The sequence below is a fragment of the Leisingera sp. JC11 genome, from assembly GCF_040704725.1.
In the GTDB taxonomy this organism is placed as follows: Bacteria; Pseudomonadota; Alphaproteobacteria; order Rhodobacterales; family Rhodobacteraceae; genus Leisingera.
Genome location: NZ_JBFCVS010000003.1, coordinates 316,904 through 334,772, shown reverse-complemented (window position 1 = coordinate 334,772; position 17,869 = coordinate 316,904). Strand labels below are relative to the sequence as shown.

19 protein-coding genes are annotated in these 17,869 nt (G+C 60.3%); 5 read left to right on the top strand and 14 right to left on the bottom strand.

Features of this window, described 5'->3' with window-relative positions:
* Window positions 1-6: 6 nt before the first annotated feature.
* The 5 genes from AB1A62_RS05405 to pip form a co-directional block, all read right to left on the bottom strand.
* Window positions 7-627, bottom strand: coding sequence for an RNA-binding protein (locus AB1A62_RS05405; RefSeq protein WP_366660491.1), 621 nt, complete (start codon window positions 625-627; stop codon window positions 7-9).
* Between the two features lie 26 nt (window positions 628-653).
* Window positions 654-2,270 (bottom strand): transcription termination factor NusA, encoded by a 1,617-nt coding sequence (gene nusA / locus AB1A62_RS05400; RefSeq protein ID WP_366660490.1) that lies wholly within the window; start codon window positions 2,268-2,270, stop codon window positions 654-656.
* On the bottom strand, window positions 2,270-2,860 hold the full coding sequence (gene rimP / locus AB1A62_RS05395; RefSeq protein ID WP_366660489.1) for a ribosome maturation factor RimP: 591 nt from the start codon (window positions 2,858-2,860) through the stop codon (window positions 2,270-2,272). The genes nusA and rimP overlap by 1 nt, the downstream gene beginning before the upstream one ends.
* Before the next feature lie 181 nt (window positions 2,861-3,041).
* The gene (locus AB1A62_RS05390) at window positions 3,042-3,887 is read right to left on the bottom strand and encodes an ABC transporter substrate-binding protein (protein ID WP_366660488.1); all 846 of its coding nucleotides are present in this window, start codon (window positions 3,885-3,887) and stop codon (window positions 3,042-3,044) included.
* Window positions 3,884-4,864, bottom strand: coding sequence for a prolyl aminopeptidase (gene pip / locus AB1A62_RS05385; protein ID WP_366660487.1), 981 nt, complete (start codon window positions 4,862-4,864; stop codon window positions 3,884-3,886). Before pip ends, AB1A62_RS05390 begins: the two co-directional genes overlap by 4 nt.
* Before the next feature lie 50 nt (window positions 4,865-4,914).
* On the opposite strand from pip, the gene ubiG reads away from it, so the two are divergent.
* Entirely contained in the window at window positions 4,915-5,661 is a 747-nt protein-coding gene (gene ubiG, locus AB1A62_RS05380) for a bifunctional 2-polyprenyl-6-hydroxyphenol methylase/3-demethylubiquinol 3-O-methyltransferase UbiG (RefSeq protein WP_366660486.1), read from the top strand.
* A 313-nt stretch (window positions 5,662-5,974) separates the two neighbouring features.
* Here ubiG and AB1A62_RS05375 read toward each other — a convergent pair whose 3' ends face one another.
* The 4 genes from AB1A62_RS05375 to AB1A62_RS05360 all read right to left on the bottom strand — a co-directional run bounded on the left by AB1A62_RS05375 (window position 5,975) and on the right by AB1A62_RS05360 (window position 8,329).
* Window positions 5,975-6,415, bottom strand: coding sequence for a MarR family transcriptional regulator (locus AB1A62_RS05375; protein ID WP_019295272.1), 441 nt, complete (start codon window positions 6,413-6,415; stop codon window positions 5,975-5,977).
* The gene (locus AB1A62_RS05370; RefSeq protein WP_366660484.1) at window positions 6,415-7,245 is read right to left on the bottom strand and encodes a carbon-nitrogen hydrolase family protein; all 831 of its coding nucleotides are present in this window, start codon (window positions 7,243-7,245) and stop codon (window positions 6,415-6,417) included. The genes AB1A62_RS05375 and AB1A62_RS05370 overlap by 1 nt, the downstream gene beginning before the upstream one ends.
* Window positions 7,246-7,260: 15 nt before the next feature.
* Window positions 7,261-7,518 (bottom strand): glutaredoxin 3, encoded by a 258-nt coding sequence (gene grxC, locus AB1A62_RS05365; RefSeq protein WP_174145295.1) that lies wholly within the window; start codon window positions 7,516-7,518, stop codon window positions 7,261-7,263.
* A gap of 82 nt (window positions 7,519-7,600) precedes the next feature.
* On the bottom strand, window positions 7,601-8,329 hold the full coding sequence (locus tag AB1A62_RS05360; RefSeq protein WP_366660482.1) for a ComF family protein: 729 nt from the start codon (window positions 8,327-8,329) through the stop codon (window positions 7,601-7,603).
* Window positions 8,330-8,342: 13 nt separating this feature from the next.
* Here AB1A62_RS05360 and AB1A62_RS05355 point away from each other — a divergent pair, with 13 nt between their 5' ends.
* The 3 genes from AB1A62_RS05355 (at window position 8,343) to AB1A62_RS05345 (ending at window position 13,410) form a co-directional block, all read left to right on the top strand.
* On the top strand, window positions 8,343-9,167 hold the full coding sequence (locus AB1A62_RS05355; protein ID WP_366660480.1) for a methyltransferase domain-containing protein: 825 nt from the start codon (window positions 8,343-8,345) through the stop codon (window positions 9,165-9,167).
* Between the two features lie 102 nt (window positions 9,168-9,269).
* Window positions 9,270-10,331, top strand: a complete 1,062-nt coding sequence (gene hemH / locus AB1A62_RS05350; protein WP_366660478.1) for a ferrochelatase — start codon at window positions 9,270-9,272, stop codon at window positions 10,329-10,331.
* Window positions 10,332-10,401: 70 nt separating this feature from the next.
* Window positions 10,402-13,410: an aminotransferase class III-fold pyridoxal phosphate-dependent enzyme gene (locus tag AB1A62_RS05345; RefSeq protein WP_366660477.1), complete on the top strand. Its 3,009-nt coding sequence runs from the start codon at window positions 10,402-10,404 to the stop codon at window positions 13,408-13,410.
* A 78-nt stretch (window positions 13,411-13,488) separates the two neighbouring features.
* On the opposite strand, the gene AB1A62_RS05340 is transcribed toward AB1A62_RS05345, so the two are convergent.
* Complete coding sequence (locus tag AB1A62_RS05340) at window positions 13,489-13,671, bottom strand: hypothetical protein (RefSeq protein WP_008557026.1); 183 nt, start codon at window positions 13,669-13,671, stop codon at window positions 13,489-13,491.
* A 138-nt stretch (window positions 13,672-13,809) separates the two neighbouring features.
* Window positions 13,810-14,427: a L,D-transpeptidase family protein gene (locus AB1A62_RS05335; protein ID WP_366660539.1), complete on the bottom strand. Its 618-nt coding sequence runs from the start codon at window positions 14,425-14,427 to the stop codon at window positions 13,810-13,812.
* Window positions 14,428-14,597: 170 nt separating this feature from the next.
* Between AB1A62_RS05335 and AB1A62_RS05330 the strand changes: the two genes are divergently transcribed.
* Entirely contained in the window at window positions 14,598-15,080 is a 483-nt protein-coding gene (locus AB1A62_RS05330) for a CAP domain-containing protein (RefSeq protein ID WP_366660475.1), read from the top strand.
* A 105-nt stretch (window positions 15,081-15,185) separates the two neighbouring features.
* Here the strand turns inward: AB1A62_RS05330 and AB1A62_RS05325 are convergent, their stop codons facing one another.
* The 3 genes from AB1A62_RS05325 to AB1A62_RS05315 all read right to left on the bottom strand — a co-directional run bounded on the left by AB1A62_RS05325 (window position 15,186) and on the right by AB1A62_RS05315 (window position 17,839).
* Window positions 15,186-15,713, bottom strand: coding sequence for a L,D-transpeptidase family protein (locus tag AB1A62_RS05325; protein ID WP_366660473.1), 528 nt, complete (start codon window positions 15,711-15,713; stop codon window positions 15,186-15,188).
* 67 nt (window positions 15,714-15,780) lie between these two features.
* Window positions 15,781-16,590: an ion transporter gene (locus AB1A62_RS05320; RefSeq protein WP_366660472.1), complete on the bottom strand. Its 810-nt coding sequence runs from the start codon at window positions 16,588-16,590 to the stop codon at window positions 15,781-15,783.
* A 1-nt stretch (window position 16,591) separates the two neighbouring features.
* A complete protein-coding gene (locus tag AB1A62_RS05315; protein WP_366660470.1) occupies window positions 16,592-17,839 on the bottom strand; it encodes a class I SAM-dependent RNA methyltransferase in 1,248 nt (415 codons plus the stop codon).
* Between the last annotated feature and the right edge of the window lie 30 nt (window positions 17,840-17,869).

Here is a 17,869-nt window from a genome sequence, read left to right as displayed (position 1 = left end):
AGCTACTTATCCTTCCGTGCGGCCGTTGCCGCCCACCATTTCGCGCAAACCTTGCAGTCGTTGCGCCTCATCTACAACACGTTTGCTGAGTCCGCCAGAGGCGAGGGCGGCATGGATCGCAGTTTGGCGCCCAAATGCCATTCCCAGCTCGTCCGCCGTGAGGCAGCCGATGAATTTGCCCTTGTAGGGCGTGCTCAGCTTCGACTTCCCGCGCCCCGACCCGTCAGAGGCCTGGATCAGCACACGCGCCTCTTCCTTGGCCAGCCAGTCCTTGACCCGCTCAAAGCCAGACACCGCGTCACCCGACTTGCGCGCCAGGCTGATCAGTTCGATCAGGCGGCGGACAATCTGGCGCTCAACTTCCTGATCCAGTTCATCCGGCACCTGTACCTGCGCCTTGAAACCGCGGGCAAACAGCTTCTTCTTGACTGCCGTACCCAGAGCCTCCCGGTTGGAGGCCACATAGACACCGCGGCCGGGCAACTTGCCCATCACGTCGGGCACGACCTGCCCGTCAGGCCCCATCACAAAACGGATGAGGCCCTGTTTGGGCTGGGACTCGCCGGTCGCGATACATTTGCGTTCGCTATCGCCGGTCCGGTCTTTTGTGGCACCACCGCGTGTCATGCAGTTCTCCTGTGCGAAGCCCGGGTTCAGGCTTCACCTTCCTCTTCGCCAGCGTCTTCGCCGTCAGCCGCTTCTTCTTCCAACTCTGCCGGATCAACCCAGCCCAGCATGATGCGGGCGGTCATCACCAGGTCTTGAGCTTCCTCCAGAGACACACCGAAAGGCTCCAGGATACCGTCATCTTTGACCCGCTCGCCGCCATCGGTGGTCCAGCCGCCGGCCAGTTCCCAGTCCGCGCAGGTTGCGAAATCTTCCAGCGACTTCACATCGTCCTTCGCCAGCGCTTCGACCATCTGAGGGGTCAGACCTTCAAACTGGATCAGGCTGTCCTCTGCACCCAGTGCGCGCGCCGCGTCCAGAGCCGCCTTGGCCTGAGCTTCCAGGTAATCGCGAGCACGGGCCTGCAGCTCCTCGGCGGTGCCTTCGTCGACACCGTCGATGACCAGCAGTTCGTCCAGCTCGACATAGGCGACTTCCTCCAGGTTGGTGAAGCCTTCAGACACCAGCAGCTGGGCAAAGAACTCATCGAGGTCCAGAGTTTCCATAAACAGCTTGGTGCGCGCTTCGAATTCCTTCTGGCGGCGAGCCGATTCCTCTTCCTCGGTCATGATGTCGATGTCGAGGTTGGTCAGCTGGGAAGCCAAGCGCACGTTCTGGCCGCGGCGGCCGATGGCCAGGCTCAGCTGTTCCTCCGGAACCACAACTTCGATCTTGCCGGCTTCTTCGTCCAGAACCACTTTGGACACTTCAGCAGGCTGCAGCGCGTTCACCAGGAAAGTCGGCTGATCCTCGTTCCACGGAATGATGTCGATCTTCTCGCCCTGCAGCTCGTTCACAACGGCCTGCACACGGGAGCCGCGCATACCCACACAGGCGCCGACCGGGTCGATTGAGCCGTCGTAGGAGATAACAGCGATCTTGGCGCGCGACCCCGGGTCACGGGCAACAGCCTTGATCTCAATGATGCCGTCATAGATTTCCGGTACTTCCATCTTGAACAGCTCAGCCATGAACTCGGGCGCGGTGCGCGACAGGAAGATCTGCGGGCCGCGCGGCTCGCGGCGCACGTCCTTGATGTAGCAGCGCACACGGTCGTTCGGGCGGTAGCTCTCGCGGCCGATCTTCTCGTTGCGACGCAGGATCGCTTCACCTGCACCCACATCGACGATGACGTTGCCGTATTCTTCGCGCTTGACCAGGCCGTTGATGATGGTGCCGGCGCGGTCCTTGAATTCCTCATACTGACGGTCGCGCTCTGCTTCGCGAACCTTCTGCAGGATCACCTGCTTGGCCGACTGGGCAGCAATACGGCCCATTTCGACCGGCGGGACTTCCTCTACATAGGTCTGGCCCACCTCGGGGTTCGCCATGTACTGGCGTGCCTGCTCGACGGTCATCTCAGCCTGATAGTTTTCCAGCTCGTCATCGGCGACAACAGTGCGCACCCGGGTAAAGGTCGCACGGCCGGTCTTGCGGTCGATCGACACACGGATGTCCATCTCGGCGCCATAGCGGCTCTTGGCTGCACGGGCGAGGCTCTCTTCCATCGCCTCGATCACCAGACCCGGGTCGATCATCTTTTCGCGCGCCACGGCCTCGGCGGTTTGCAACAGCTCCAGCTGGTTTGCAGAGGTGATAGCCATTACTTGTTCTCCTCTTCGGACTCTTCGGTCTCGATTTCGTCGAATGCGTCTTCGTTCAGCGTGCCGGCCTCTTTGCGCTGCCGCAGCATTTCCTTGATCAGATCATCAGTCAGGACCAGCTTGGCGTCGCTCAGCCAGTCGAATTTCAGACCAATGGTCACTGTCTCACCCTGATCATTGATATTGATCAGAACCTCATCTTCTTCAGTGCCCGCCAGCTCGCCCTTGAAGCGGCGGCGGCCGCCAACCATCTCGGCGGTTTCCAGCTTGGCCTCATAGCCTTCGAACATCTCAAAGTCTTTCAGCCGGGTCAGCGGGCGGTCGATGCCGGGGCTGGAGACCTCCAGCGCATAGGCGTCAATGATCGGATCCTCGACATCCAGCACCGCGCTCACGGCGTTCGAAATCTCGGCACAGTCATCCACTTCAATGCCGCCATCCGGCTTGTCAGCCATAATCTGCAGCGTGGTCGCCTTACCAGACATCAGCCGGATTCGCACCAGCTCATATCCCAGATCCTCGATCACCGGAGTGACGATCTCGGCCAGGCGCCGGTCGATGGCAGCTTTGGCAATCAGGTCGTTGGTCATCAGACCTCCACTTGAGGCGTGCAGACACAGGCCTGCAAACACAAAAAAACGGGCGCGCGGCCCGTCGAAATTCCCGGTGGAGCCTTGAGCCAGAGGTTCAACGCGCCGCTGTTGTCAAAGGCATATAGGCGGGATTGGGGAAAACTGCAAGGCTTGTGTTGTGACGAGCCTCCGGGTGGCCTTAAAGCCGCCACCACCGTTCTGCAATGCGGCCATCGTCCAGTGGTGCACGCTGGCCCACTTTTCGTGGAATTCCGACATCGTGTCGTGCTGCCAAAGCCATGTCTTTGGAGGACGGATGATACAGAAACTCACCGCGTTTCAGCAGGCCACGCGGTTCCGGCAGGGCCGCCACATCGACATAACCGTCGCGTAGCGCCTCAGCCCGGACCAAAGCATCCGGAATCACGATGATTTCCACCGTGTCTGCCCAGCCCGCTGTGCTGGCCTTGTAATGCCCTGCCACTTTGGACGCGCGGAAGTGGCGGTCTTCTTGAGCACGTTCAACGCGGTAGCAGCCGGTTCCAACCGCTTCATCAAGCGCGGCAGGCATTTCTCCGCGCGGGGCAATACAATGATCGGCACTGGCCAGCAAATAAGGCAGATGCGGATTGGGCTGTGCCAGTTCCAGCAGCAACTGATGACTGCCCAACGCGGTGACGGCCTGTAGATCAGCACCGGTCACGCCCAGCGCATCAAGCGAGGCAGCAGCATCTTCCGCCACCAACTGTGTTCCATCGTGGAAAGTGACATCTTCACGCAGATCAAGGGTCCAGGCGCGTGCATCCGGCGCGGATTGCCAGCTGGTTGCGAGTTCGCCGCGCAGCAGCCCGTCAGGCGCGATTTCAGTCAGCGTGTCATACACCGCGCCGCGGGCGGCCTGCTCCAGCATTCCGCCCTCACGCGGAACCGCAAGGCGCAGCACACCGCCAGCCTTGGGTGACGCATGAACCGAACCGCCTGCCGCCGCCAGCAAGGCAGCAGCAGCACCAGAGGTGAACAGCGCGCGGCGGTCGATGCGCGTCATGGCACAAGCTCTCCTGCAATCCGGTCCATCGCCCGGACCAGCTCAGCGCTGATTCCCGGCTCCGACAGAGCATGGCCTGCATTGCGCACCATCTTCAACTCCGCATTTGGCCACAGCTCGTTCAGGCGCCAGGCGGAGGACGGCGGGCAGATCATGTCATAGCGGCCCTGCACGATTACACCGGGGATATGGGAGATGCGGCCCATGTTGGCAAGGATCTGGCCGTCGTAGTCAAGAAATCCGCCGTTGCTGAAGTAGTGGTTTTCAAGCCGTGCAAAAGCGCGCGCATAGTCACCGGGGCTTTCGCCGCTCTGGCCATTGGAGTGAACCGAGGCCAGTGCGTTTTCCCAGGCAGACCACGCCCGGCCATAACGCACCTCTTCCTCCAGGTTTCCGGAGAACAGCCGCTTCGTGTAGGCAGCGATCATATCGCCGCGTTCAGAATCCGGAATCAGCGAAACGAATTTGGCCCAGGTTTCCGGCCAGAATTTTCCTGCGCCGCCACCGTAGAACCAGTCCAGCTCAGCGTTGGTCATCAGGAAGACACCGCGCAAAATGATCTGCTGCACCCGGTCTGGATGAGTCTGCGCATAGACCAGCGCGAGGGTTGCGCCCCAGCTGCCGCCGAACAGGATCCATGAGTCGATGCCGAACTGGCTTCGAATCAGCTCCATGTCGGCCACTAAATGCCAGGTGGTGTTGTTCTCGCAGGAGGCATAGGGGCGCGACCGGCCGCATCCGCGCTGGTCGAACAAGATGATTCTATAGACATGCGGATCGAAGTAGCGGCGCATCGCCGGGCTGCTGCCACCGCCGGGCCCGCCATGGCAGACGATCACTGGAATACCGTTCGGGTTGCCGCTTTGCTCCGCGTAGATGCGGTGTCCCTGGCCTGCGTCGATCATGCGCTGGTCAAAAGGCTCGACCGGCGGGTAAAGATAATGCACAGCGCGCTTTTGGTCCGGGTATCTATCCATTACTGACCTTAGTGAAACGTCAGACTACAAAAGAGCACACGGAGACAGGAATGCAAGCGCCTCAATCCACGGTCGACCCTGCGGAAATCGCCAAATTCGAAGCGATGGCGGCGGAGTGGTGGGATCCGAACGGCAAGTTCAAGCCGCTTCATATGCTGAACCCGTGCCGGCTCGACTACATCACCAGCCAGATCGCCGGCGAGTTTGGCCGCGACCTCACGTCACGGCGCCCGTTCGAGGGGCTGCGGCTCCTGGATATCGGCTGCGGCGGCGGACTGCTGAGCGAACCAATGGCGCGGCTGGGCGCCGCGGTTGTGGGCGCCGATGCTGCCGAGGGCAACCTGCCGGTGGCGCGCATCCATGCGGAACAATCCGGGCTGGAGATCGACTACCGCCACACCACCGCCGAAGCGCTGGCTGATGCCGGCGAGCAATTCGACGTGGTGCTCAACATGGAGGTGGTGGAGCATGTCGCCGACCCGCTCAGCTATCTGACCGCGACACAGCAGCTGCTGAAACCCGGCGGGCTGGAGATCTGCTCGACCATCAACCGCAACCCCAAGAGCTTTGCCATGGCCATCGTCGGTGCCGAGGTGATCATGCGCTGGCTACCGCGCGGCACTCATGAATGGTCCAAGTTCATCACCCCGGATGAGCTGTTCGAACTGCTGCGCAAGGCCGGGCTGAAACCGGTGGACCGCAAGGGTTTCGTGTTCAATCCGATCACCTGGAACTGGTCGATTTCCGAACGGGACCTGTCGGTCAACTATGTGACTGCGAGCGTGAAACCCGTCTGAGCTGCCCCCCTGCCGCCGCGCCTGACTTGCCGCCTATCCTTAAGGATAGGTGCTAACGCTTATGCACTCTTTAGCTGCAGCGCCCCGATTGTTAATCTCAAATATCGGATTTGGAATATTATCCGGTCCGCCAGGGGTCGAGTCCCCGAACCGAGGGCTTGCTTTCCACTGTTTATGGCGGGTCCGCCCAAAGGTTGCCGATGCCGCCACTCACGGATTGATGGGAACCGATGGGGAAGAGGGGCGCCTGCTTGCAGGCGTCCTTCTTTTTTGGGAAATCGTTTCAATCAACAGGCTGCCGGGACCGGCCGGCTCAGCCGCTTTCTTCCAGCTTGCCGCGCAGCTCGCGCAGGATCGGCAGAGTGGCCCGGACCCGGTCGCTGCCCAGCTCGCCGACCACTTCGGAGATCACCGGGATGATCCCGGCCAGCGCCGCATCACGGGCCTGTTTGCCGGCCGGGCTAATCGCCACCATCTTGCGCCGCGCATCATCCCAATCGGGGCGGACGTGGATGTAGCCCGCCACTTCCAGTTTGTTCAGCGTGTTGGTCATCGCCCCGCGTGTCACGTGGAACGCCTTGGCCAGCTGGGCGGGCGAGCGTTCCAGCCCGGCGCGGGCCAGGTGGTTCAATACCGAGAAATGCGACAGTTCCATCCCTTTTGGCAGCACTTTGCTGAGGCGTGACCGGGCCAGCTGGTCAGCCATGAGTATCTCGCTGAACAGCGATACCGCCAGGGAATGGGTCTCGTCCATCAGGGTTCGTCAAACTCCCGGTCGTGGGTGAGGGAAGGCACGCGCCTGCGTGCTTCTGCCACTTTTTCGAGGTCGAGATCAATGTAAGTCACGCCAGGCTCCTGCCCCGCATCCGCCAGCACCTCGCCCCAGGGGGCAACAGCCAGGGAATGGCCATAGGTTTTGCGGCTGGGCCCGCGGGAGGCCGGGTGCTTGCCGGTCTGCGCCGGCGCCAGCACGAAACAGCCGGTCTCGATCGCCCGGGCGCGTAACAGCGAATGCCAATGCGCCGCGCCCGTCACATAGGAGAACGCCGCAGGCACAGTCAGGATCTGCGCCCCGCCCTTGGCCAGTGCACGGTGCAGACGCGGAAAGCGCACGTCGTAGCAGATGGTCATGCCAATGTTGGCAAAGGGCGTTTCCGCCACGACGGCTTTGGTGCCCGGGCGGTAGCCATCGGATTCACGGTAGGTTTCCTCCGGCGTGACCTCCACATCGAACATGTGAATCTTGTCATAACGCGCCGTGATTTCACCTTGCGGGCTGATCAGGAACTGCCGGTTGGCAAAGCGCCCGTCGCCGTCATGGGTCTTGATCCCCAGCGAGCCCAGCAGCAGCCAAACCCCGTGCCTGGATGCCTCTTCGCGGAGGGCAGCCAGGGTCGGGTCGTCCTCCTCGTGGCACAGGACACCATTCTGATGCGTCCGGCTGCCGGAGAGGCAATTGGTGACCTCGGGTGTCAGCACGAAACCGGCCCCGCCCTGCACAGCTTCTGCCATCATGGCTTTCACCGTTTCCAGGTTTTCGGCCGGGATATCGGTGGATGTCATCTGAAGCAGAGCTGCGCGCATTTTATCTCTCCGGGATCAGGCCGCTAGCAGCGGGTCGAGCTTGCCCGCCTGTTCCAGCGCGAACAGGTCGTCACAGCCGCCGACATGGGTCTCGCCGATGAAAATCTGCGGCACCGTGCGGCCGCCGTTGGCGCGCTGGATCATCTCCGCCTTGCGCTCCGGCTCCTCCAGCACGTTGACTTCCGAAAAGGCCACACCCTTCTGGTTCAGCAGCCGCTTGGCCGCATGACAATAGCCGCACAGAGGCGAGGTGTAGATTTCAACCGTTTTCATTCAGGACCCCATATTCTGGTTTCGAAGGTTGTGGAGGAATTGGGGATTCATTGCAACAATTGCCAGAGGCAGGAGGCTAGCCTCACGTTTGCGTGACCCGGGCCAGAACCGCCACCCGCACCTCGGTCGCGCCGGCCTGCAGGCAGGCATCACTGCAGGCGTTGAGCGTAGCGCCCGACGTCATCACATCATCCACGATCAGTACCACTCGCCCCTTGATCCTGCCTTTTCGTTTTGGCGGCACCGTTATTGCTGACCCCAGGAGACGATAGCGCTGATCGCGGGTTTTTCCTTCAAGCGCAGGTGTCCGCCGGGTGCGCCGCAGCAAGTCAGGGCAATGGTGCAATTCGCTTTTTCGGGCCAACGCCGCGGCCAGCAAGGAAGATTGATTGTACTTGCGCTTCAGCAGCCGGGTCCAATGAAGCGGCACCGGGCAAATCAGCGGATCACCTTTAAGCAGAGGCTCTGCGGCGCGGTGCAGCCAGTCGGCAGCCGTATCGGCAATTTCCGTGCGGTCGCCATGTTTCAGGGCAAGCACCAGTTTGCGGCCCTGCCCCTCGTAAAGTAGTGCAGATCTCCCCTGGCTCCACGGCCTCGGGTGACGCAGGCAGCTGTCGCACTCCAGGCGAAACCCGTCCGTTTGCCCTGGCAGCGGAACACCGCAGCCTTCACAAACCGTGCCGCTGATGAAATGCACGTCTGCCCAGCAGGCAGCACACAAGCCAAAGTCACTGCTTACCAGCCCGCCGCATCCTAGGCACTGAGACGGATAGATCAGCGAAACAGCAGTTTGAATCCGGGCCGTCAGCATCTAAATAGCCCCCATGACACAAGCACCCATGCAGCTTTTCGACCGCCGCACACTGGAAGCCCGCCGTGCACGCCGGCGGCCGGATGCCCTGTTCCTGCACCAGATGGCAAGGAACGAGGCAGAGGATCGCCTGAGATTGGTTAACAGAACCTTTACAGCCCCTGCGGTGATCTGCCCTTTCCCAGAGGTCTGGGAAGGGTTTCAGCCCGAGGCGAAAATCGTTGCGGACGAGGAAGTGCTCGAACTGGCTGAAGGCGCGCACGATGTGGTGATCCATGCCATGTGCCTGCATTGGGCCAATGATCCGGTCGGGCAGCTGATCCAATGCCGCCGCGCCCTGAAGGAAGACGGGCTGCTGCTGGTCCTCCTACTCGGCGGCCAGACCCTGCACGAGCTGCGCGCGGCCATGGCTGAAGCAGAAACCGTGGTGATGGGCGGCCTGTCGCCGCGGGTCGCCCCGATGGGAGAGATCCGGGACCTGGGCGGGCTGCTGCAGCGGGCCGGTTTTGCGCTGCCGGTGGCCGACCTGGTGTCGCTGACCGCAGAATACCGGGATCTTACCCATCTGATCCACGACCTGCGCGGCATGGGAGAAACCAATGCCCTCGCCCAGCGCCTGAAGCGCCCGGCCCCGCGCACCCTGTTCCAGTTGGCCGATCACATTTACCGCGAGCATTTCGCCACCGCAGACAGCCGGCTGCCAGCGACATATGAGCTGGTCTGCCTCACCGGCTGGTCGCCATCGGACAGCCAGCAGAAACCCCTGCGCCCCGGCTCTGCCCAGATGCGCCTGGCCGATGCGCTGAAAGTGCCGGAAACCAAGCTCAAACCCCGATAAGTTTCCGCAATGGCTGCGCCAATGTGATCCAATTGGCCTTCTGCGCGTAAAGACAGTAGTTTCCCGCCAACCATCGAATTCTCAGCCCCACAGGACCTGCCCATGCTGGACGCCGCCCGGACCGCCAAATGCCCTGCCCACGCCCCTGCCGATCATCCCAAGATCCCGGCAGAGAAGGTCGGCATCCTGCTGGCCAACCTTGGCACACCGGACGATTATTCCTACTGGCCGATGCGCCGGTATCTGAACGAGTTCCTGTCCGACAAACGGGTGATCGACTACCCGTCGTGGAAATGGCAGCCGCTGCTGCAGCTGATCATCCTGACCAAACGCCCATTCTCCTCAGGTGCGGCCTACAAATCGATCTGGAACCACGACAAGGGCGAAAGCCCGCTGATGACCATCACCAAGGACCAGACCGCCAAGATGGCTGAGGTGATGAAAGCTCGGTACGGCGATCAGGTGATGGTCGATTTCTGCATGCGCTACGGCAACCCCTCGACCAAGTCCAAGGTGCGCCAGATGGTGGAGGCCGGCTGCCAAAAAATCCTGTTTGTGCCGCTTTACCCGCAATATGCCGGCGCGACCTCCGGTACTGCGAATGATCAGTTCTTCCGCGCGCTTATGGAAGAGCCATGGCAGCCCGCCGCCCGCACAATTGCACCCTATTTCGACCAGCCAGCCTATGTCGATGCCTTGGCGCGGTCGGTGGAAGAAGCCTATGCCAAGGCAGAAAGGCGCCCGGATATTCTGGTGGTTTCCTACCACGGAATGCCGAAGCGGTACCTGATGCAGGGTGATCCCTATCATTGCCAGTGCCAGAAAACGACGCGGCTGCTGAAAGAGCGGCTTGGCTGGGATGACACCCAAATCACCAGTACTTTCCAGTCGGTGTTCGGACCAGAGGAATGGCTGAAACCCTACACGGTAGACCACGTCGCCACGCTCGCCAAAGAAGGCAAGAAAAGCATCGCGGTGATCGCGCCTGCCTTCTCTGCGGATTGCATTGAGACGCTGGAAGAAATCAATGAAGAAATCCGCGAAAGCTTTGAGCATGCCGGCGGCGAGGACTTCCTCTATATCCCATGCCTCAATGACGATGACGATCACGTTGCGGCATTGGCAGGCGTGATTGAGGAAAACCTGAAAGGCTGGCTGGACTAACACGCCTCCCCAGTCCAGAAAGTATCCAATATTCAATTTCCGGACCGGCCGGAAAACGGGGAGATATTGGATGACGCTTGCGCATTGGGCGGCTGCCCTCCGGGAACACTGGGGCATCGAAGCGGAATTGAGCCGCCTGGATGGTGAATACGACCTCAATTTTCTTGCCAAAAGGTCTGATGGCCAAGGCTATATCCTCAAGGCCATGCGCCCCGGCTGCGAGGTATGGCTGGTCGATATGCAGGTAAAGGCGTTTCGGCACATCGCAGAGCGCCAGCCAGACTTGCCCTGCCCGCGAGTGATTGCTTCTCTTGCCGGAGAGACACTACTGACCCTTCAGGACGAAGAAGGACAGGACAGGCTGGTCTGGCTGCTGAGCCAGTTGCCAGGGCGTTGCTACGCAAAGTCAGAGCCGAAAAGCAACGCGCTGATCTTTGAGATCGGCCAAGTTCTGGGCGGCTCGGCCAAATCTCTCGCGGACTTCCGGCACGAAGGCCTTGAACGCGATTTCAAATGGGACCTGATGCGCGCGGGATGGATTACGGATCAACTCTCCTGCATCACTGACCCTGCGCGCCGAGAAATTCTAGATCAGACTTTGGCAGATTTTGCCAAGTTAGAGCCTGTTTTGGCCGAGCTGCCCAAACAAGCCATCCACAACGATGCCAATGACTATAACATTATAGTGGCGGGCGATTTGAACGCGCCGCGCCGGGTCTCCGGCCTGATCGACCTGGGTGACATGTGCACTGCGCCGAGGATTTGCGATCTGGCAATAGCTGCAGCGTACATCGTTTTGGGCCACTCGGCACCGGAGGCAGCGCTTGCGGCCTTGGTAGCGGGCTACCACGAAGCCTACCCGCTGACCGCCGCCGAGGTGGACATGGTCTGGCCGCTGCTGCGGATGCGGCTGGCGGTTAGCGTGGTGAACTCCACCCTGATGGCCGCGGAAAACCCGGATGATCCCTATGTCACCGTCTCCCAGGCGCCGGCCTGGCGGTTCCTGGAAGGTAACACGCTGCATGGTGGCCTTCTGAATGCCCGGCTGCGCGCAGCCTGCAGTCTGCCTGTGGTCGAGGGCGCCGAGCGTGTCATAGCCTGGCTGGAACAGGAACGCGGAAATTTTGCTCCTCTTATGAGCCAGGATCTCAATGACGCCCCAATGGGTTCACTGTCAGTTGAGAAATCTACATGGCCGCTGAATCCTTTTCACATGCCTCTGGAAGAAGCGGCCAGGGTCGGCGAAGAGTTTGAGGATAACGGCCGTATCTGGCTTGGCTACTACCACGAGCCGCGGCTGATCTACACGGACACAGCCTTTCGCAACGGGCCGTGGAAAGCCAGCAACCGCCGCACCGTGCATCTGGCCGTGGACGCCTTTGCCCCGGCGGGCACGGCGATGTTCGCACCTCTGCGAGGCGAGGTTTTTGTTGCCGAGAACCGCAGCGGACATCTGGACTATGGCGGGGTGATCATCCTGTGTCATGAAACGCCCGAGGGTGATTTCTTCTACACTCTTTACGGCCACCTGGATCCTGAGGTCCTGGACCGTTTGAAGCCGGGCGATGCGGTCGAAAAAGGTGAAGAATTCTGCCGCCTTGGCGATCCTAGCCAAAACGGCGGCTGGGCTCCGCATGTGCATTTCCAGCTGGCCCTGACCACTGAAGGGATCGAAGCCGACTGGCCAGGGGTTGGCGACCCGGACGAGATGTACCTGTGGCGCGCGCTTTGCCCGAACCCGGCTGCGCTTCTTAACCTGCCGGATGACAAGGTCCTCTATCAGCCCACCAGCAAGGATGAAGTTCTCGCCGGGCGCAAGGCGCATTTCGGCGGCAACCTTAGCCTGACCTACACTGATCCCGTGATGCTGGTACGCGGCTGGAAGCATCATTTGTTCGACGAGTGGGGCCGACCGTATCTGGATGCCTACAACAATGTGCCGCATGTGGGCCACGCCCACCCGCGCATCCAGGCAGTTGCCGCAGACCAGCTGAAGCGGATGAACTCAAACACCCGTTACTTGCACCCGGCGCAGACCGCCTTTGCCGACAAAGTGCTGTCCAAGCTGCCGGGCCCCTTCGAAGTCTGTTTTTTTGTCAATTCGGGGACAGAGGCAAACGAGCTGGCCCTGCGCCTGGCCCGCGCCCATACCGGCGCCAAAGGCATAGTGACACCTGACCATGGCTATCACGGCAATACCACGGGTGCGATCAGCATCTCAGCTTACAAGTTCAATAAGCCCCGAGGGATCGGACAGGCAGACTGGGTAGAGCTCGTCGAGGTTGCAGATGATTACCGCGGCTCATTCCGGCGCGATGATCCGGACCGGGCACAAAAGTTTGCCGACCTTGTGGAACCGGCAATCCGGCGCCTGCAGGAGAGAGGCCATGGCATAGCCGGCTTCATCGCGGAAACATTCCCCTCAGTCGGAGGCCAAATCATTCCGCCCACAGGATATTTGCCTGCGGTTTACGACAAGATTCGCGCTGCGGGAGGTGTCTGTATCGCTGACGAAGTGCAAACCGGGTTGGGGCGGCTTGGCGACTACTATTTCGGATTTGAACATCAGGGAGCAGTACCTGACATCGTTGTGATGGGCAAACCAATCGGCAACGGCCATCCCTTGGGCGTGATTGTGACCACAAAAGAAATTGCGGAGAGTTTCGACAACGGAATCGAGTTTTTCTCGACTTTCGGTGGTTCGACACTCTCGTGCCGCACGGGTAAGGAAGTGCTGGATATCGTTGATGACGAAGGTTTGCAGGCCAACGCCCGTATCCAGGGCACGCGGCTGATTAAAGGCCTGAAAATGCTGGAGCAAAGATATGCCTGTATTGGCGATGTCCGCGGTATGGGTTTGTTTCTGGGGGTGGAACTGATCAATCCGGATGGCTCACAAGCCACAGAAATTTGTTCCTATGTCAAAAACCGGATGCGGGATCATCGGATTCTGATTGGCAGTGAAGGCCCCAAGGACAATATCCTGAAAATCCGGCCGCCGCTCACTATCGACTCAGACGGCACGGACATGATTGTCGAAACCTTGGATAGCATTCTGCAGGAAGTGGAGGCAGCCTGACGGCCTTTCCCGCATCAGCTTCAGGCAACAAAAAAGGCGGTGGAAAACCACCGCCTTTTCCGTAACTGAGTCGCAAACTTAGTTTGCTGCAACAGCTGCGCCAACCAGAACCAGCAGCAGCAGCGGCAGCAGGATGCCGCTGGAAGAGCCCTGAGCTTCTTCCACGATGACCGGCGGTTCAACAACCGGCTCGGACAGGTTGCCAGCGGTGGCGGTCGAAGCAGCAGCGGTCAGCGCAGCAGCGATAACGAGTTTTTTCATGTTAACCTCCAGAATTTGCGCGGATCAAACAACTGAACCGCGCACCCAAGACTTACCTCGTATTTTTTTCTAACCAGCAAAAACGCGGGATTGCAATTGCTTGTTATAGTTAACAGCTTAGCGCCCCGCCCCGTGTCGTCAAATTAGCAACACCTGTGTGCCGACTTTTGCCAGGCTGAACAGTTCGGCGATATGCTCATTGTAAAGCCCGATGCATCCGTTCGAAGATTTACGGCCAATTTTGCGCGTATCGTGGGTTCCGTGTATCCGGTAGTACTTCCAGCCCAAGTACAGAGCATGAGTGCCCAGCGGATTATCCGGGCCCGGCGGAATATAGGCCGGCCATTCCGGGTTGCGCTTGCGCATGTTGGGTGTCGGTGCCCAGCTTGGCCCCTCCACCTTGCGAACAACCTGGGTGCGGCCGCGGCGTGTGAGGTCGTCCGACAGCGGCACCGATGACGGAAACAGCTTGTAGGTGCCTTCATCTGCCGACCAGTAATGCAGCGCACGGCTGTCGATATCGACCAGAATCGCCCCATTGCGAAGATTGTCGAAATAGGGCCGCCAAGACTTGGCACGGAAGGCCGAGATATTTCGCTGGACAGGCGGCTCTGGCTCCGGCGGCGGGCGCAAGGGATCATACACCTGCTCGGCAGTATCACCATCCTCCTGCGCAAGGGCGGAAGAGGAAATCAAAGCAACACTACCGGCAAGAAACTGCCGCCGGCTGAAAATTTCAAAAGGTTTTCGGGACATCACATCTTCCAACTTGCGCATACTGGATCCAGGGTTGCGGCATTTTATGGCCGTAAAGCCGCAGTCGCAAATCAATCCGGCCGCCAAGTCTGCATAATTCTGCCGGCCCGTTTGCACAGCTGCCACAGGAAGGATAAATGCATCGGCAACTGATGGAGCGAGAGAGCATTATGAACCGCGTTTTTCTGCTGATGGCTGCTGCAATTCTTACAGTAGCGGCGGCTTGTACGCCGTCGTCGGAATCCGGCGGCTCCTACCGCATCAGGAATGCAGACAAGGTGCAGCTGCGGATGCTCGACTCAGTCAATGCGCTGCGCCAGGCTTCCGGCGCGCAAGCCGTGCAGCTGAACGCTGAGCTGACCGCAGCCGCAGCCACCCATTCCCGCGATATGTCAGTGCAGAACCGGCCCTGGCATTTCGGATCGGACGGGTCGTCGCCGCTGGACCGGATCGCCCGAGCGGGCTACACCGGCACGCTTTTGGGTGAAAACATTTCTGAAACCTACGAAAACGAGCAGCAAACCCTGACCGCATGGCTGGAAAAACCCGCTACCCGCGCAGTGATTCTTGATCCCAAGGCCGCGAACATGGGGTTTTCCTGGTTCCAGGAGCCGAACGGCAAGATTTGGTGGACACTGGTAATGGCCAACTAGGCCGCTGCGCCTTGCTTCAGCACGGCGCTTTCCCCACAAGACTGCAAGAAGCGGCAGCGCTTCGTTGAGCGCGGGAGGACTTCACCTCTCGCGCTTTTTCTTTGATCAGGGCCGCAGTGCGATGGTGGTACCGTCCTGCACCATCGCATAGATTTCTTCGATCTCTTCATTGGTTACGGCGATACAACCCGCCGTCCAGTCGTCAACCCGGGCAGCGCGCTTGCGTTCCTTGGGGTTGTTCGGTTGACCATGAATGAAGATTTCTCCCCCAGGCCGCTTGCCATTGGCATGCGCGTGGGCGCGGTCTTGGTTGTTGGGGTAGGAGATGCCAACTGACAGGTGATACTGGCTGTTCGGGTTACGCCGGTTGATCACATAAGTGCCTTCCGGCGTCCTGCCATCGCCCTCAAACTGCTTAGGCCCGAGCGGTGCAAACCCCAGATCGACCCTATATTCCCGCAGGATTTCGTCGTTGTGCATCAGGTACAGTTTGCGCGCGCCCTTGTTGATCACAATCGAAGTGACCTGCGGACCGTCATAGGCGCGGAATCTGCTCACCGTTCCGCCTGTGGTGCTGCAGCCAGCCAGCGCAAGGCTCACGGCCGCACCGATGCCAAATGCCCTTCTGTTCATTGTCCCAGCCTGTATTTTGTTTTTTGCCTCTATTCAGGCTTTAGCGCGAAATAGCTATTAAGGAAATTCACAATTTCCTGTCTTGGGCCGCCTGACTTGATAGCTTTTGCTCAATCGCTTCCAGACGGCTCAGCACTTCATCCCGGTAGGCATCGGTGCGTTCCCCCTCTTCCTCGCCATGAGCGTCCTGCATCGAGTTTACGATCAGGCCGACCAGAAGGTTCACCACTGCAAAGGTCGTAACCATGATGAAAGGGACAAAGAAAGCCCAGGCATGCGGATGCACCTCCATCACAGGGCGTACGATCCCCATCGACCAGCTTTCGAGCGTCATGATCTGGAACAGCGAATAGGCGCTGAGACCCAGGTCCCCGAACCATTCCGGAAAGTCCTGACCGAACAGTTTGGTCGCGATGACTGAACCGATGTAGAAGATGATCGCCATCAGCAGAAACACCGAGCCCATCCCCGGCAGCGCGGTGATGAAGCCTTCGACCACCCGGCGCAGCCGCGGTGCGACCGAGATAACCCGCAGCACCCGCAGAATACGCAGCGCCCGCAGCACCGACAATCCCTGCGTGCCGGGCAACAGCGCGATCCCGACAATCACGAAATCAAACACGTTCCAGCCGCTGAGGAAAAACCGCAGCCGGCGCACCAGCAGCTTGGCCAGGATCTCGACCACAAAGATCGACAGGCAGACTTTATCAATCAGATGGATCAACCCGCCAACCTTCGCCATGACCGACGGGGCGGTCTCAAGCCCTAGGGTCACGGCATTGACCAGAATCACCGCGGTGATGAAGCGGCCGAAACGGCTGCTATCCAGAATGGCTTCCAGGCGGCGGGTCGGTGTCATCACTTGAATATCCGTCATCTCAGTCTTTCAGGGAAAATCTTGCGGCCAATTCGGTATGGGCTGACCAGCGGAACTGGTCAACAACCTGGACCCAGTCCAGACTGTAACCCGCCGCAACAAGCGCCTTTGCATCGCGGGCAAAACTGACCGGATTGCATGAGACATAGGCAATCACCGGCGTACGCGCCTTGGCCAGCTGCGCCACCTGTGCCTCGGCACCAGCCCGGGGCGGGTCGATCACCGCCGCATCAAAGGCGGCACCAAAGGGGTTCAGATCTTCGGGCAGCAGCGGGTTGCGGAACAGGTCGCGGGCTTCGGTAGTGACTTTCTTCAGCCCCTTTGCCTTGCGCCAGCCGGCATCCAAAGCCTTCACCATATCCCGCTCGCCCTCAACCGCATGCACCTCCGCGGTTTGAGCTAACGGCAGCGTAAAGGTGCCGCAGCCGGCAAACAGGTCCACGATCCTCTTTGCGCCACTGGTTATTTCCTGAACGGCAGCCAGCAGGGCGCCTTCCCCTTCGCGCGTTGCCTGCAGGAAGGCACCTGGTGGCGGGCAGACATGTGCAGCGCCAAAGGGCTGCTCGGGCGGCTGCTCCATTGCCACCGGTTCATCATCCCAGGTCAGCCGGGCAATCCTATGTCTGTCGGCTAGCTGCGCCAGTTCGATCCGCAAGGGGCCATCCAGCGGCTTACCGTTGCGGACCAGCATATCAAGGCCCGCATCCGAAGTTGTGATTGTCACGGCCAGCGGCGTTTTGCGGCTGGCTCCGGCCAGAGCAAGCGCTTCCGCCACCGGAATTGCTGCCATCAGGGCGGGTTCAAGCAGCTGGCAATCGGGAATCTCTGTAATCACATCTGACGCCTGGCCGTGAAACCCGGCCATCGCGGCCTTCTTGGTGCGCCGCACTGCCAATGTGGCGCGACGGCGCGACCGGGGCGGGGAAGTTTGGATAGGGCGGAACTCCGTCTCCAGTCCCTGCGCTGCCAGTGCATTGCGCACCACATCCGTTTTCCACCCTGCCACAAAGGCATCGCTGGCGTGCTGAAGCTGGCAGCCGCCGCAAGCCTTGTAGTGCCGGCAGGGCGGCTGCACCCTGTGTTCTGATGGGGTTTCGATGCGGATCTCTGTCAAGCGGCTGCCTTCGGCAATGCCGCTGACGACCTCACCCGGAAGCGTCCGCGGGACAAACAAAGGACCATCGGCCACGCCATCACCCTGATGGCCCAGCCGGCTGATCGTTGCTGTGGTTCTGGCTGTGTCAGTCATGGCGGCTCAATAGCGCGGCGCAGGGACCAG

Coding starts and splice junctions, on each gene's coding strand:
- AB1A62_RS05405 (WP_366660491.1), bottom strand. CDS start 627: ATGACACGCGGTGGTGCCACAAAAGACCGGACCGGCGATAGCGAACGC.
- nusA (WP_366660490.1), bottom strand. CDS start 2,270: ATGGCTATCACCTCTGCAAACCAGCTGGAGCTGTTGCAAACCGCCGAG.
- rimP (WP_366660489.1), bottom strand. CDS start 2,860: ATGACCAACGACCTGATTGCCAAAGCTGCCATCGACCGGCGCCTGGCC.
- AB1A62_RS05390 (WP_366660488.1), bottom strand. CDS start 3,887: ATGACGCGCATCGACCGCCGCGCGCTGTTCACCTCTGGTGCTGCTGCT.
- pip (WP_366660487.1), bottom strand. CDS start 4,864: ATGGATAGATACCCGGACCAAAAGCGCGCTGTGCATTATCTTTACCCG.
- ubiG (WP_366660486.1), top strand. CDS start 4,915: ATGCAAGCGCCTCAATCCACGGTCGACCCTGCGGAAATCGCCAAATTC.
- AB1A62_RS05375 (WP_019295272.1), bottom strand. CDS start 6,415: ATGGACGAGACCCATTCCCTGGCGGTATCGCTGTTCAGCGAGATACTC.
- AB1A62_RS05370 (WP_366660484.1), bottom strand. CDS start 7,245: ATGCGCGCAGCTCTGCTTCAGATGACATCCACCGATATCCCGGCCGAA.
- grxC (WP_174145295.1), bottom strand. CDS start 7,518: ATGAAAACGGTTGAAATCTACACCTCGCCTCTGTGCGGCTATTGTCAT.
- AB1A62_RS05360 (WP_366660482.1), bottom strand. CDS start 8,329: ATGCTGACGGCCCGGATTCAAACTGCTGTTTCGCTGATCTATCCGTCT.
- AB1A62_RS05355 (WP_366660480.1), top strand. CDS start 8,343: ATGACACAAGCACCCATGCAGCTTTTCGACCGCCGCACACTGGAAGCC.
- hemH (WP_366660478.1), top strand. CDS start 9,270: ATGCTGGACGCCGCCCGGACCGCCAAATGCCCTGCCCACGCCCCTGCC.
- AB1A62_RS05345 (WP_366660477.1), top strand. CDS start 10,402: ATGACGCTTGCGCATTGGGCGGCTGCCCTCCGGGAACACTGGGGCATC.
- AB1A62_RS05340 (WP_008557026.1), bottom strand. CDS start 13,671: ATGAAAAAACTCGTTATCGCTGCTGCGCTGACCGCTGCTGCTTCGACC.
- AB1A62_RS05335 (WP_366660539.1), bottom strand. CDS start 14,427: ATGTCCCGAAAACCTTTTGAAATTTTCAGCCGGCGGCAGTTTCTTGCC.
- AB1A62_RS05330 (WP_366660475.1), top strand. CDS start 14,598: ATGAACCGCGTTTTTCTGCTGATGGCTGCTGCAATTCTTACAGTAGCG.
- AB1A62_RS05325 (WP_366660473.1), bottom strand. CDS start 15,713: ATGAACAGAAGGGCATTTGGCATCGGTGCGGCCGTGAGCCTTGCGCTG.
- AB1A62_RS05320 (WP_366660472.1), bottom strand. CDS start 16,590: ATGACGGATATTCAAGTGATGACACCGACCCGCCGCCTGGAAGCCATT.
- AB1A62_RS05315 (WP_366660470.1), bottom strand. CDS start 17,839: ATGACTGACACAGCCAGAACCACAGCAACGATCAGCCGGCTGGGCCAT.